The 13,744-nt window shown below is 70.1% G+C and carries 12 protein-coding genes; 6 read left to right on the top strand and 6 right to left on the bottom strand.

Features of this window, described 5'->3' with window-relative positions; genetic code table 11:
• A partial coding sequence (locus AB0J74_RS14305; RefSeq protein WP_363448166.1) for a hypothetical protein occupies positions 1–290 on the top strand: 290 nt, incomplete at its 5' end.
• Here AB0J74_RS14305 and AB0J74_RS14300 read toward each other — a convergent pair.
• The 4 genes from AB0J74_RS14300 to dnaG form a co-directional block, all read right to left on the bottom strand.
• Entirely contained in the window at positions 281–628 is a 348-nt protein-coding gene (locus AB0J74_RS14300; protein WP_363448165.1) for a YciI family protein, read from the bottom strand. The two genes, AB0J74_RS14305 and AB0J74_RS14300, sit on opposite strands and share 10 nt — an antisense overlap.
• Positions 629–704: 76 nt before the next feature.
• Positions 705–1,637: an ABC transporter ATP-binding protein gene (locus AB0J74_RS14295; protein WP_363448163.1), complete on the bottom strand. Its 933-nt coding sequence runs from the start codon at positions 1,635–1,637 to the stop codon at positions 705–707.
• A gap of 66 nt (positions 1,638–1,703) precedes the next feature.
• On the bottom strand, positions 1,704–2,237 hold the full coding sequence (locus AB0J74_RS14290) for a hypothetical protein (protein ID WP_363448162.1): 534 nt from the start codon (positions 2,235–2,237) through the stop codon (positions 1,704–1,706).
• A 10-nt stretch (positions 2,238–2,247) separates the two neighbouring features.
• On the bottom strand, positions 2,248–4,101 hold the full coding sequence (dnaG, locus tag AB0J74_RS14285) for a DNA primase (RefSeq protein WP_363448161.1): 1,854 nt from the start codon (positions 4,099–4,101) through the stop codon (positions 2,248–2,250).
• Positions 4,102–4,494: 393 nt separating this feature from the next.
• On the opposite strand from dnaG, the gene AB0J74_RS14280 reads away from it, so the two are divergent.
• A complete protein-coding gene (locus AB0J74_RS14280) occupies positions 4,495–4,749 on the top strand; it encodes a hypothetical protein (protein WP_363448160.1) in 255 nt (84 codons plus the stop codon).
• Between the two features lie 513 nt (positions 4,750–5,262).
• On the opposite strand, the gene AB0J74_RS14275 is transcribed toward AB0J74_RS14280, so the two are convergent.
• A complete protein-coding gene (locus AB0J74_RS14275) occupies positions 5,263–8,091 on the bottom strand; it encodes an AAA family ATPase (RefSeq protein WP_363448159.1) in 2,829 nt (942 codons plus the stop codon).
• Positions 8,092–8,836: 745 nt separating this feature from the next.
• Here AB0J74_RS14275 and AB0J74_RS14270 point away from each other — a divergent pair.
• From AB0J74_RS14270 to AB0J74_RS14255, 4 genes are all read left to right on the top strand, one after another.
• Entirely contained in the window at positions 8,837–9,868 is a 1,032-nt protein-coding gene (locus AB0J74_RS14270) for a winged helix DNA-binding domain-containing protein (protein WP_363448158.1), read from the top strand.
• 17 nt (positions 9,869–9,885) lie between these two features.
• Positions 9,886–11,058, top strand: a complete 1,173-nt coding sequence (locus AB0J74_RS14265) for a hypothetical protein (protein ID WP_363448157.1) — start codon at positions 9,886–9,888, stop codon at positions 11,056–11,058.
• A complete protein-coding gene (locus AB0J74_RS14260; RefSeq protein WP_363448156.1) occupies positions 11,055–11,564 on the top strand; it encodes an HIT family protein in 510 nt (169 codons plus the stop codon). The genes AB0J74_RS14265 and AB0J74_RS14260 overlap by 4 nt, the downstream gene beginning before the upstream one ends.
• A 671-nt stretch (positions 11,565–12,235) precedes the next feature.
• Positions 12,236–12,739 carry a hypothetical protein gene (locus tag AB0J74_RS14255; RefSeq protein WP_363448155.1) on the top strand — a complete coding sequence of 168 codons (504 nt, stop codon included), beginning with the start codon at positions 12,236–12,238 and terminating at the stop codon, positions 12,737–12,739.
• Between the two features lie 7 nt (positions 12,740–12,746).
• On the opposite strand, the gene AB0J74_RS14250 is transcribed toward AB0J74_RS14255, so the two are convergent.
• Positions 12,747–13,744 (bottom strand): hypothetical protein (locus tag AB0J74_RS14250; RefSeq protein WP_363448153.1); only part of this gene is annotated, 998 nt, incomplete at its 5' end.

The following is a 13,744-nucleotide window of genomic DNA, read 5'->3' as shown; positions in this document are numbered from 1 at the left end:
GTCGCTGCGGCTACCAACAGGCCTTTCCAGGCGCGGACCTCGAGGACGCCGCCCGCACCAGCCATGCGCGCGGCCCCGCCGAGGCCAACGGTCGCTGCGGCTACCAACAGGCCTTTCCAGGCGCGGACCTCGAGGACGCCGCCCGCACCAGCCATGCGCGCGGCCCCGCCGAGGCCAACGGTCGCCACGGCTACCAACAGGCCTTTCCAGGCGCGGACCTCGAGGACGCCGCCCGCATCAGCCATCGGCGCGGCCGCGCCGAGGCCAACGGTCGCCACGGCTACCAATAGACCTCCGAGGGGCGGATCTCGACGGCGCCGCCATAGCGGGCGGCCGGCACTCGTGCGGCCACCTCGATGGCGGCGTCGAGGTCGTCGGCCTCCAGGATGAACCAGCCGCCGACCGCCTCCTTCATGCCGACGAACGGGCCGTCGGTGGTCAGCGTCCTGCCGCCCTCGACCCGCACGGTGGTCGCGTTCTGCGGCAGGCCCATCGGCAGCCCGGGCGTGACGCCCGGCGTCTTGTTGATCGCCATGTAGTCGGCGTAGACCTGCTTCTGCTCATCCTCGGGCAGCTTGGCCTGCTCTTCGAGTGCACTGTTTTGGTAGATCAACATGATGTATTTCATCGATCCTCCACGTCGCGGCCGGATGGTCACGCGGTAAGACGAACGGGTAGGCGCGAAATCGACAGCTCCACCGTGGCTAGTCAACCAGCGTGCGGCCGGTCAGGTGCAGGAAGACGTCTTCGAGCGTGCTGCGCCGCACCAGCACGCTGGCCGGCTCGAGCGCCCGCTCGTGGACGGTGGCCACGGCCGCGTCGCCATCGTCGACGTAGAGCAGGACGCGGTCGGGCAGTGGCTCGACCCGCTCGGCGATGCCGGCCAGCTTGTCGACGAACAGCTCCTGGGACTCGGCGGCGAAGCGCAACTCGACGACCTCGCGGGTGGAGTGGCGGTCGATCAGGTCGCGCGGCGAGCCCTCGGCGACGATCCGGCCGCCGTCCATCACCACGAGGCGGTCGCAGAGCTGCTCGGCCTCGTCCATGTAGTGCGTGGTCAGCACCAGCGTCACGCCCTGGCGTTTGAGCCGGAACAGCCGTTCCCAGACCAGGTGGCGGGCCTGTGGGTCGAGGCCGGTGGTCGGCTCGTCGAGCAGCACCACGTCAGGCTCGTTGACCAGCGCGCGGGCGATCGTCAGCCGCCGTTTCATGCCGCCGGACAGCGGCTCGACCTTGCTGCCGGCGCGCTCGGTGAGCTGGACGAACTCGAGCAGCTCGGCGGCCCGGGCGCGGGCCACCTTGCGCGGGATGCCGAAGAACCGGGCGTAGGTGGTCAGGTTTTCGGCCACCGTCAGCTCGGGGTCGAGGTTGTCGGTCTGTGGGCAGACGCCGAGCCGGGCTCGGATCGCCGGGCCGTCGCGGGCCGGGTCCATCCCCAGGATCCGCAGCGAGCCCTCGGTCACCGGCGACACGCACCCGATCATGCGCATGGTCGAGCTCTTGCCGGCACCGTTGGGGCCGAGGAAGCCGAACGCCTCGCCGGCCCGCACCGCCACGTCGATGCCGTCGACCGCGGTGAACCCGCCGAAGCGTTTGACCAGCCCCGTCGCCTCGATGAGCGGCCTGCCGTCAGTCACAGTCGGACCTTAGCGACGGGGTACGACAGAGGACACCGGATATCGGCGCCCGCTGATGAGAAACGGTCAGAGGTCGCGGGGCGTGGTCGCGGCCCGGGCCTCCGCCACGAAGGCGCCGGTGGCCTCGACGACCTCGGGCGTGGAGGTCTGCGTGCCCGGGTCGTAGCGCACCGACCACGCCAGACCGTCGCGGCCGCGGACCTTGCGGGCCACCACCCGCACGCCGCCGCCGTCGACCGGGTGGTGCGAACTGTACGAGACCGAACCGGTCACCCGGGCGCGCACCTGTTGCGGCACCTCTCGCGGCTCGACCAACAGCACCGACTGCGGCGGCAGGTCGGCCATCACGTCGTAGCCGTCGCGCTCCTCGACCACCTCGGCCGGCGTGACGGACAGCTCCCGGCCCGACCAGACCGCCTTGTGGATCTGGTGCCAGTCGAGCCGGTCGCGGTCGGGAAGGCGCAGGCCGCGGTCGGTGGCGACGACATAGGAGCGGGACTGGGTACGCGCCCACGCGATCACCCGCTCGCCGCTGTCGAGCGTGACACCGGCGTCGGCCGGCAGTTTCGGCTGGCGCCGGAACAGGTCCCACAGGCTCATCGTGCCGTCCTCACAGCCCGCCCGCCGCCTGCTCGCGCAGGGCCCGCGCATGTTGCTCCAGGGAGAACAGCTCGCCGGCCAGGGCCAGGTACTGGTCTTTGCTGGTGACCGGGTTGATCCGCTGCACCTTCGACTTGAGTTCGCGGATCCGGTTGTCGGTGGCGCCCCACTGCAGCCGGGCCAGCAGCACCGAGACGTAGTGCGGGTCGGGATCGGCGTCGCGCAGCATGGGCTCGACGGCGAGTTCGCCGATCAGCGCCTTGCCGGTCAGGTCGCCGCAGGCGTCGCGGACCCGCTCGATCCAGACCACGCCGCTGGTGCCGCTGACCGCGCCGCCGGCCTCGGCGATCGCTTCGCGCACGGTGCGCAACTCGGCGGTCGAGTAGGCCTCTTCGCCGATCGCGTCGAACATCGGCCCGGCCAGCACCGGCACCTGGATGGCCAGCTTGAGCGCCTCGCGCTCGACCCGGGCCTGCGGGCTGTCGGTGCGGACCATCGCGTTGTTGGCCGTCGCGGTCGGGGTGGCCGCCGACGCGCCCGCGCTGGCCACGGCCCGCTGCACCGGCTCGATCTCCATCCCGAGGTCGCCGGCGAGCTTTCGCACGTACTCCGGACGCTTCTCCCGGTCTTTGATCTTCGCGACGAGTGGTGCTGCCCGGCGCATGGCCTCGATCCGGCCGTCGACGGAGTCGAGATCGTATTTCTGGAGGATCTGTCGCAGTGCGAAGTCGACCATCGGCTCGCGGCGCGCGACCAGGTCGCGAACAGCCAGGTCGCCTTTTGCCAACCTGAGCTCGCAGGGGTCCATGTTGTCCGGACTGACCGCGATGAAGGTGCGGCCGACGAACCGTTGATCTTCGTCGAAGGCGCGCAGGGCGGCCTTCTGCCCGGCGGCGTCACCGTCGAAGGTGAAGATGATTTCCCCGGCGAACGCGTCGGTGTCCATCAGCAGCCGGCGCAGCACGCTGATGTGGTCGCCGCCGAACGCGGTGCCACAGGTCGCGACCGCGGTCTTGACGCCGGCCAGGTGGCAGGCCATCACGTCGGTGTAGCCCTCGACGATCACCGCGCGGCCCTGCCGGGCGATCTCCCGCTTGGCGTGCTCGATGCCGTAGAGCACGTGCGACTTCTTGTAGAGCGTCGTCTCGGGCGTGTTCAGGTATTTCGGGCCGTCGTCGTCGTCGAAGAGCTTGCGCGCGCCGAAGCCGATGATGTCGCCGGACAGCTCGCGGATCGGCCAGACCAGCCGGCGCCGGAAGCGGTCGATCAGGTTGCCGGAGCGGGCCTCGCGGGCCAGGCCGGCGGCGACCAGCTCCTGGCCGCTGAAGCCGCTCTGCCGCAGGTGGCGGGTCAGTGGGTCCCAGCCCTCAGGTGCGAAACCGCAGCCGAAATCCTGCGCGGCGGCGCGGTTGAAGCCGCGTTGGGCGAGGAACTCGCGGGCCAGCCTGGCGCCCGGGGTGGCCAGCTGGCCGGCGTAGAACTCGGCGGCGGCCGCGTGGGCGGCGACCAGGCGCTGCTTGACGCCCTGCTGCTGGGCGCGCATCGGGGCGGGGCCGCCCTCGACGTAGCGGAGCTGGATGCCGGCGCGGCCGGCGAGCCGCTCGACCGACTCGACGAAGGTCAGGTGGTCGACGTCCATCAGGAAGGAGATGGCGTCGCCACCCTTGCCACAACCGTGACAGAAGAAGACATTTCGGCCCGGCGCGACCGTGAACGAAGGGGTCTTTTCGTCATGGAACGGGCACAAACCCTTGAGGTTGCCGCCGCCCGCGCTCTTCAGCGTCACGTGCTCGGAGATGACGTCCGCGATCGCGGTGCGCTCACGAACCAGCGCGATGTCTTCCTCGCGGATCCGGCCTGCCATGCGCTCCCCTCACACCTGTCCCCTCCCATCCTGCACTGCCGTGCGGATCTTGGTGGGGGTGGGTGTGTGCCGCTTCACGGCCTATCCCGAGCAGGGGGCGTGACCGTCGGGGGGTCGGTCACGTCCCCTGTGTCTCCCACCACCGCAGCCCCTTGGCGGTACGTCAGCGAGGACTTCACGCTCGGTTGTGATGAGCTTGCGCTCCGAATGCCACCCGGACATCCGCCACCTGGCGCATGTATGGGAGGCCGATTGCATACGTACGCCATTTCTGGGTCTCGATGCCCCACCCAATGTCCGCGCGCTGGCCGTTATCTCCGCCACCCGCTCAGACGAAGCTTTTGGTTGAGCGCTGGGGCCGCCAGCGCCGACGTGGCGGAGAAGGTGTCCCAATTGAGCATCCTGGGCCGTGGTGACGAGCACCTGCACTACAGCGACAGCTCACATCGCTGGGTGGCCCCACCACACATCGAGCAGAGCGTCTGGGAGGCGAGCCTCCGCGCCCACCTGGGTCGTCACCTGCTCACCATGGGCGGACGCGACGAGGTCGACCAGATCGACCTGCCGCGCGCCTATATCCCGCGACAGCGAGGCGCCTCCAAGCCGACCCCCGAGGCGCGGGCCACCAGGTCATGCCGCGCCGGCTGACCCTGGGTCGCGGGTACGGATCGGTGCCGGTCGGGCGATGGCTCGGCCGGCGCCGTTCCACCACCGCGGGACGCGCCTGCCGCCGCTGCGGTTGCGGGACCAGCCCACCCCGCCTCGGCGCCATGCGCACCCACCGCCGCTTCGGCGGCTGGATCTGCACCTGCCGCCCACCCTGGCCCGGCATACCCGGGCAACGAGGTGCACCGCCCCTGTAGCCCGCACCGACTCCACGGACCTGGAACAGACGCCACATCGGGCCGCCTCCTCCCGGTGTGGCGTCTCCGTTTGAGGCCCGACCCACCGGGTCGCCGTCCATCGAGCGATCGGCTCGGGCCCGGCTTCCGGTGCCGCTGCCCGCGTGCGACCCAAATCTAATCTGCGCACGTTGGCGGATGGTTGGGGTTCGGCGGTCTCGGACGCGCTCCACAATGGCGGATGTCTTGGCTGCGGGCCGTTGCCGGGGAGTGTCGGCGGCGGGCGCCGGCATCCGCCTGGTGGCGGATGCCGGAGCTGTCAGCTCACCACGTGGGTGAACTCGCGTTGGCCGGCCTCGCGGGCGATGTCGATGCGCGACTGGAGTTCGAGCTTGGCCAGGATGTGCGAAACGTGGGTCTGCACCGTGCGCCGCGACAGGAACAGCTGCGCCGCGATCTGCGGGTTGGACATCCCCTGTGCGACCATGCCGGCCACCCGGACCTCGGTGGGCGTGAGTGACTCCCACCCGCGCCGGGCCTGGCGGTGCCGGACCCGCGGGCCGCGGCGGATGCCGTATTGGCGGAACGTCGCCTGGGTGCGGTCGAGGTCCCACCCGGCGCCGAGTTTGGCGTAGAGCGAGTAGGCGTCGGTGAAGAGGTTGCGCGCCTCGGCCATCTCCCCGCGTTCGGCCATCGCCAGCGCCGCGGCCTCGAGGGCCTGTGCCCGGGGTAGCGGGCGGCCGGCGGCGCGGTAGCCGTTGGCGGCCTCGAGCAGGCCGGCCGGGTCGCTGGCCAGCAGGCCCTGGCAGTGCAGCGACACGGCCCGCCGGTGTGGGGCGGGAGCGCCCTCGCCGGCGGCGACGGCGCGCAGCGCGATCGCCTTGGCGGTGACCTCGTCGTCGACCGCGAGGGCGAGGCGCACCGCGTCGGCCAGCAGCTCGATCGACTCCTCGTTGTCTTGCACGTCGGACATGCCGTCGAGCAGCACCGCCAACGCCGCCGCCAGGTCGCCTTCGCGTTCGAGCTTGAGGCTCTTGGCCATCGCGTAGGCGCGGCAGATGCGGTCGCCGACCAGGTCGTTGAACTGGGCCGCGGCCGCGAGGTGGCGTTCGCTGTCGGCGTCGCCCCGGTGGAGCCGGATCGTCGCGGCCAGACCGTGTTGGGCGCAGTCGACCACCGGGTTCTTGCTGACGCCGAGCGACAGGTTGATCTCGATCAGGGCGTCGTCCCACTTGCCGCTGTCGAACAGCAGCTCGCCCAGCGCACTCTGGGCCTGGGCCAGGCGGAACACGTTGCCGACCCGGTCGGCCGAGTGCCGGACCTGCTGGGCGACCTTGATCGCCTCGTCGTAGCGGTCCATCATGCCCAGCGCGACCGCCTGGTTGATCTGCAGGATCAGGCGCAGGTCGGCCAGTGCCGGGTCCTGCTCGGCGACCGCGAGGGCGCGTTCGTAGAGCGGAAGCGCCAGCTCGGTGTCGCCGCGCATGCCGTGCAGGATGGTCTGCACCAGCAACGCCCAACCCATCCCCCAGGGGTCGCCGGCCTCCGTCGCCGTCAGCAGCGCCTCTTCGGCGACGGTCGCCGCGGCGTCGATCTGGCCGAGCGCGCGGTGGGCGCGGGCCATCAACACCAGCAACCGGCCGCGGTGGCGGGCCCGGATGCCCGGCGCGTCGAGGGCGCGCTCCAGCGGACCGAGCGACTCTTCGTGCTTGCCGATCACCGCGTTGCAGGTGACCAGGGTCCAATGCAGGTCGACCAGCAGGTCGGGCAGCTTGACGTGGATCAACGCGGCCGCCGCGACCTCGGCGGCGCCGCTCGGGTCGCCGACCCGGACGAGCGCGTCGGCCAGGCGGCAGGCGATCACGTCGTGCGACGCGGCGCCGCTCGGGGTGCCGTTGAGCGCCCAGCGCAGCATCGGGATGGCGACCTTCGGCGCCTGGCCGACCAGTTGCGGCGCCGCGTCGGCGAGCCACTTGACCACCCACGCGTCGACCGCGTTGGCACCGCCGTCTTCGTCGAGCGTGGGGCGGAGCTGCCGCGCGACCCGCTCGGCCGGGGCGCCGTCGTCGGCGAGCGCCCGCGCGGCGTCGCGGTGCCAGGCGGCGCGGATCGCCGCGGGCATGCTGTCGTAGAGGCAGTCGCGGATCAGGGGATGGCGGAACGCCATCTCGTTGCCGCTCTCCTGGACGACGCCCGCAAGGATGGCCTCGTCGAGGATCGGCAGCAGCTCCGGCACCCGCCGGCCGGCCACCACCGCGAGCTCGTGCACCGAGAAGTCGATGCCCAGCAACGCCGCGACGCGCAACAGGTCGCGGGCCGCCGCGGAGAGGAACTCGAGGCGGTCGGAGATCGCGGCCGACAGCGAGTTGGGCGCGGTCGTCTGCCCCGACTCGACCGTTTCGCCGGTGCGGGTGAGCGCCTCGGCCCGGACCAGCACGTCGACCAGCTCGGTCAGGTAGAGCGGGTTGCCACCCGCGCCGGCGGCGAGCTCGAGCAGCTGTGGCCCGGGGGTGCCCTCGACCAGCTCGGCGACGAACTGGGCGATCTGTTCGTTGGTGAGGTGCTCGATCCTCAGCACCCCGGGCTCGACCGCGCGGCGCAGCGCCAGCACGTCGTCGCGCCGGGGGATCATGCGGGTCAGGCCGATCGCCACCAGCGGCAGATGGCTGACAGCGCGGACGAGCCGGCCAAGGGTCTGCACGGTGGCCGCGTCGGCCCACTGAAGATCGTCGACGACCAGCATCAATGCCGAATCGCGGCAGAGATCGCCGATCAAGGCCAGCAGTTTCTCGGTCGCCGCCGGAATGACGTCGATCCGGCTGCCATAGCCGGCGTCGGTGCGCAGCAACTCGGAAATGCTCGCGTGCTCACTCGGCGACACGCCGGGGTGCCCGCGCAGCGCCTCGAGAATGGGCAGCAGGGGAAATGCCTGGCTGAGCTCGTCACATACGGCCCAGACAACGTTGACCCCGGCATCACGGGCGGCGACGGTCGCGGCGCGGGCGAGGGAGGTCTTGCCGATCCCCGGCTCGCCCTCGATGAGGAAGGCCCGGCCCCGGCCACGGGCGAGGTCGTCGACAGCTTGGCGCAACGCTCCCAACTGGCGGTCGCGGCCGATGGGGTCCACCGGCGCCTGCGAATCTGCCACCACGCGACTCCCTTCCGCTGCGCCGTGAGGGTTTCGGCCGGTTAGTCGGCAAGCAACAAATTGGCCATATGTGGCGTTTACGGTTGTGAAAGTTGCAGATTGCACGCGCAACAGCAGGAGAAAGCCAACCTAATCCGTGTAAAACTCACATCCAGGTGACGATCCGCCAGGTGGCGTTGAGCCAACTGTCCGTAGCGGTCTGCTCACGTTGTGCTTGTGTAGTTGCTTTCCGTGCTGCACTATTTTTTTTACAGCCTGGCCAGGGTATATGCACAACTCTCAATAGGAGCCCGCCATGCACAAAAGCAGACTCCAAACCCTGCTTGCCAGGACCGTCGCGGTTATGGCGGTCGCCGCTAGCATCGCAGCCGTAAGCATGTCCGGCGCGTTTGCCTCGTCCGCAGCATCGCACTTTTCGGCCGCGAAAGCGTCCACCTCCGTCGTCTCAAACCTTTGGCACGACCTGTAATTCTGCACCTTGTCAGGCCACACCGGAAGGGCCTGACATCGCCGGATCCGGTGGGGCTCAGCCACCAGATCCGACACAGCTCAGGGGAAATGGGCGGCCTACCCTCTACTGTGGGCGGCGGCAACCTTTGATCGAATCGGCGCCTGCGGAGGCCGATCGTTCTGAGGTTGCCGCCGCTCACAGCTTTGTGGGGCGGCCGGTTGGCACGGGAACCAGCCTCCGCGCAACTCGCCACCGAGACATCAGCCACCTGGCGGATATGAAAGTCTGAGGCCCGTGGCGCGCATCCTGACCGACCGAGAGGTCAACCGGACCGTCCTGCACCGCCAACTGCTGCTGGAACGTTCCCGCGACGAGCTGCCCAGGGTGCTAGAGCGGATGGCCGGCCTCCAGGCCCAGTACTCCCCCGCGATCTACATCGGCCTGTGGTCGCGTGCCGAGGGCGTCGAGCGGCCGATCGTGACCAAACTGTTGCACGACCGCGAGATCATCCAGGGCACCTTGCTGCGCGCGACCATCCACCTGGTCAGCAGGCGCGACTACTGGCCCTGGGCGCTGGCCATCCGCGAGGCCCGACGCGCCATGGCCCTGCGATCGTTCAAGCCGGCGCCGGATGCGGCGGAACTCGAGAGAACCGCCGCCACGTTACGCGCGGCGCTCGCCGACGGCCCGCTCAAGCAGCGCGAGATCGACCAACTGATCGGCGCCGACCAGCGCCGCCTGATCGGCCTCTGGCTCGACATGGTGCGGCAACCCCCGTGCGGCACCTGGGAACGCCGCCGTGCCGACCTCTATGCCCTGGCCGACGAGTGGGTCGGCCCGCCGGACAGCACCGTCGAGGAGGGCACGACGCACCTGCTGCGCCGCTATCTCACCGGCTTCGGCCCGGCCACCCGCAAGGAGATCGCCACCTGGTCGGGCCTTCCGGTTGCCACGGTTGCCGCAACCCTTGCCAACCTGGACACCACCACCTACCTGGCCGAGGACGGCACCGAACTGGTCGACCTGGCCGGCGGCCCGATCGCCGACGGCGACACCGACGCACCGCCACGATTCCTGCCCAACTGGGACGCCTCGCTGCTGGTGCACGCCCGCCGGTCGGCCATCCTCCCCGAGGAATTCCGACCCCGGATCTTCCACATCCGCGCGCCACAGTCCTTCGCCGTGTTCCTCGTCGACGGCGCCGTCGCCGGCACCTGGAAGGCGGTCGACGGCAGGCTGGAATACGACGAGTTCCGACCGCTCACCGCGACCGAGCGCGAGCGACTGCACGCGGAAGGCGAACGGCTCGCGGATTTCCACGCCTAACCCCTAAGGTCGTTCGGGTGCGAACGATCCGCGCGACCGCCGTACCCCTGCTGCTCCTGCTGTTGATCTCGGCTTGTGGGCCGGGCCAGCCGGAAGCGGCGGGACAGCTGCCGGCACCGACCGGGTCCGCCTCCGCGCAGGCCGACGCGCAACCGACCCCGGGCAAGGACGGCATCGGCCGCGGCCCCACGCCCAAGCCGCCGGCGAAACCGGCCAGCTTCGGCAACCCGGGCGGCAAGGCCGCGATCCCGGCCGAGGCCCGCGCGGAGAACACCAGCAAACCGACCCGCAGGATCGGCACGGGTACGAAGGCGAGCTGCACGTCCGACGCCGTCGTCAAGGCGGTCGCGGCCGGCGGGATCATCACGTTCGACTGCGGCCCCGACCCGGTCACCATCACGATGACCGCCACGGCGAAAATCAAGAACGCCAACGGACCGAAGATCGTGCTCGACGGCGGCGGCCGGGTCACCCTCAGCGGCGGCGGCAAGCGCCGGATTCTCTACATGAACACGTGCGACGAGGCGCAGGGCTTCCTCACGTCACATTGTCAGGACCAGGACCGGCCACAGTTGACCGTGCAGAACCTGACGTTCACCGGCGGCAACTCGACCGGCGACAAGACCGAGGGTGGTGGCGGCGGCGCCATCTTCGTCCGCGGCGGGCGCTTCAAGGCGGTCAACACCAGGTTCGTCGACAACCGTTGCGACGCGAGCGGCCCCGACCTCGGCGGCGCGGCGATCCGGGTGCTCAGCCAGTTCCACGGCGAGCCGGTCTACATCGTCGGCAGCACGTTCCAGGGCGGCGTGTGCTCCAACGGGGCGGCGCTGTCCAGCATCGGCGTGTCCTGGGTGGTGCTCAACAGCGTGTTCCGCAACAACAAGGCGATCGGCAGCGGCGCGAACCCCGCCCGCTCAGGCTCACCCGGCGGCGGCAGCGGCGGCGCGATCTACCTGGACGGAAACCTGTTCACGCTGCGGATCGCAGGCTCCGTCGTGCAGGACAACACCGCAAAGGAAGGCGGCGGCGGTGTGTTCTTCGTGAGCAACGACCGCACCGGCACGATGCGCGTGGAGAACACGACCTGGAAGGGCAACAAGAGCTCGGGCTTCGAGACCAGCGGCTTCCCGGGCATCTTCTTCCTCGGCGCCCGCCCGCCGACGGTGACCGGGCCGTCGTTGAAGCGGTGACGATCCCGTTCGACGCCGCCGCCTACGAGGAACGGGTCCGCACCGGGCCGTGCTTCATCTGCGCCTCCCTGCGCGGTGATGCTGACTATCGGCACCACGTGTTCTACGAAGACGAGATCTGCGTGGCGTTCCTCAACCGGTTTCCTCCACTGCTCGGTTACAGCCTGGTCGTGCCGCGCGCGCACGTGGTCGACGTAACCGGCGACCGGGCCCTGTTCCGCCATCTCACCGACGTGGTTTACGACGTCGCGGAGGCACTCAAGCTGGTGGTGCCCACCGAGCGGATCTACCTGATGTCCCTGGGCTCGCAGCAGGGCAACGCACACGTGCATTGGCACGTCGCCCCGCTGCCACCCGGAACCCCGTACGAGAAGCAGCAGTTCGCGGCCGTGCAGAGCAGCCTCGGCGTGCTGCCACTGACCGAGCAGGAACAGTCCGTCCTGGCTGCTGAGCTAAAGAAGATCATCGCCCTCGCGGCGGAGCGACGTGAGCAGCACAGCCGTTGATGGTCCGGTCGTGGTCGGCTCATCGCCGACCGTCCCGACGGTGAAGACGAGAAGGTCGACGTAGCCATGTGGGCCGCCGCGGCTGTGGTGGCCTAGGAGTTGTTCACGTGCCATTACCGACGATGACAAGAGTGACGCCGGTCGGGTCAAGGGTGGCGACCTCGTCAAGCCCGTTGACGGGTCGGTAGGTACGAGACGCATTGGCGGCCGCGGCCTGGACGTGCGGGTCAGGGTCAACGCCAAGTCCGGTGCCCCGGTCTGGGTCTAGCCCGCGCCGGCCAGGAAAGGCCGTGTCCCGCATGGTTGCACCGTCCACGTCGCGCGGGCCGCCGCGTTCGCCAGTCTCACTTGGGCGTCGCGGCCCACGTCTGGCGCCGACGGCGGATAAGTTGATCCAGGAGGCCGCGCGGCCCGCAGTAACCGCTGGCGGGGGCGCGTCTGCCTCGGCCCGGGTGATTCGAACCTGCGCGCGTCGCGCTCCGCACTTCGGGCAGTGATGCCGGCGAGGGACGCCGTGCTTGAAGGCAGCGTCCTCGGTGGCGCCCTCAGGATGATCGAGCTCTAGTGTCCGGCGGCGTTTGCGGCGGGTTCGGGCTGCCGGAGCCGGACTCGTTGGGGATGCCGGCGGCCATGGTCGGGATCAGTTCATTCCGGGATGGCCGTATTCGTTCGTGGCGGCGTTGGAGCCGGGCCGCACGTCGTGGACGGCGGTGTTGGGACGCGGTCCGGTTGGCCGCGACGATGACGTCGCCGAGGTGACTTCCGGGCAGGTGCGCGCGGTGCCGCAACGGCTGGTCAGTGGCAGCCCGGCGATCCGGATGTGCTGGTTGTGTTCGACTCCGGCGCCCGGCTGCAACTTGCCACGCAGCGCAGCCTACTTCGGCGTCCGCGCGTGCTCGCCGACCTTCAGGTCCGATCGGACTGGCGCCCAGCGTCGAGAGCTCGTGGCGCACGCGTACATCGAAGAAACGGTCTTCTATCTGGCCGCACGCGTTGGGGCTCCCGACACCACTGATCACGTGCTGGAGTCCGTCGAGGAGCACCCTGTCGTCGCGTGGCTCCTCTTCGAGCTGCGCGGGGCAGACCCCGAGGACGAAACCTTCGACGGGAAAGCGACCGTGGAAGCAGCCACCGTGACGCAACGCAGGCCCCTCCAGGCGCCAGCCGCGCAGTAGTAGACGCCTAACCGCTTTTCGCGGCCTTTCGAGGCGCCGTCTTCTTGGCTGCCTTGGTCGCGGTCTTGGTTGACTTTCGAGGCGCCGTCTTCTTCGCTGCCTTGGTCGCGGTCTTGGTTGACTTTCGAGGCGCCGTCTTCTTCGCTGCCTTGGTCGCGGTCTTGGCTGACTCTCGGGCCGCCGTCTTCTTCGCCACCTTGGTCGCGGTCCTCGCTGACTCTCGGGCCGCCGTCTTCTTCGCCACCTTGGTCGCGGTCCTCAAAGACTCTCGGGCCGCCGTCTTCTTCGCCACCTCGGTCGCGGTCCTCAAAGACTCTCGGGCCGCCGTCTTCTTCGCCACCCTGGTCGCGGTCCTCGCTGACTCTCGGCCCGCCGTCTCCTTCGCCACCTCGGTCGCCGTCTTCTTCGCCACCTCGGTCGCGGTCCTCGCTGACTCGCGCGCCGCCGTCTCCTTCGCCACCTCGGTCGCCGTCTTCTTCGCCACCCCGGTCGCGGTCCTCGCTGACGCTCGCGCCGCCGTCTCCTTCGCCACCTCGGTCGCCGTCTCCTTGGCCACCTCGGTCGCCGTCTCCTTGGCCACCTCGGTCGCGGTTCTCGCTGACTCTCGGGCCGCCGTCTCCTTCGCCACCTCGGTCGCGGTCCTCGCTGACTCGCGCGCGGCCGTCTCCTTCGCCACCTCGGTCGCGGTCCTCGCTGACTCGCGCGCGGCCGTCTCCTGCGCCACCTCGGTCGCGGTCCTCGCTGACTCGCGCGCCGCCGTCTCCTGCGCCACCTCGGTCGCGGTCCTCGCTGACTCGCGCGCCGCCGTCTCCTTCGCCACCTCGGTCGCCGTCTGCTTCGCCACCTCGGTCGCGGTCCTCGCTGACTCTCGGGCCACCGTCTCCGTCGCCAACTCTCGGGCCGCCGCCTCCTTCGCCACCTCGGTCGCGGTCCTCGCTGACTCGCGCGCCGCCGTCTCCCTCGCCACCTCGGTCGCCGTCTCCTTCGCCACCTCGGTCGCGGTCC

Origin of the sequence: Asanoa sp. NPDC049573 (genome assembly GCF_040676615.1) — a bacterium.
GTDB lineage: Bacteria > Actinomycetota > Actinomycetes > Mycobacteriales > Micromonosporaceae > Asanoa.
The sequence above is the reverse complement of the archived record's forward strand: the minus strand, read 5'-3'. Positions and strand labels throughout refer to the sequence as shown.

What these genes read in the sequence shown, in the direction of transcription:
- AB0J74_RS14300 (WP_363448165.1), bottom strand. Translation starts at nt 628, where the DNA reads ATGAAATACATCATGTTGATCTACCAAAACAGTGCACTCGAAGAGCAG.
- AB0J74_RS14290 (WP_363448162.1), bottom strand. Translation starts at nt 2,237, where the DNA reads ATGAGCCTGTGGGACCTGTTCCGGCGCCAGCCGAAACTGCCGGCCGAC.
- dnaG (WP_363448161.1), bottom strand. Translation starts at nt 4,101, where the DNA reads ATGGCAGGCCGGATCCGCGAGGAAGACATCGCGCTGGTTCGTGAGCGC.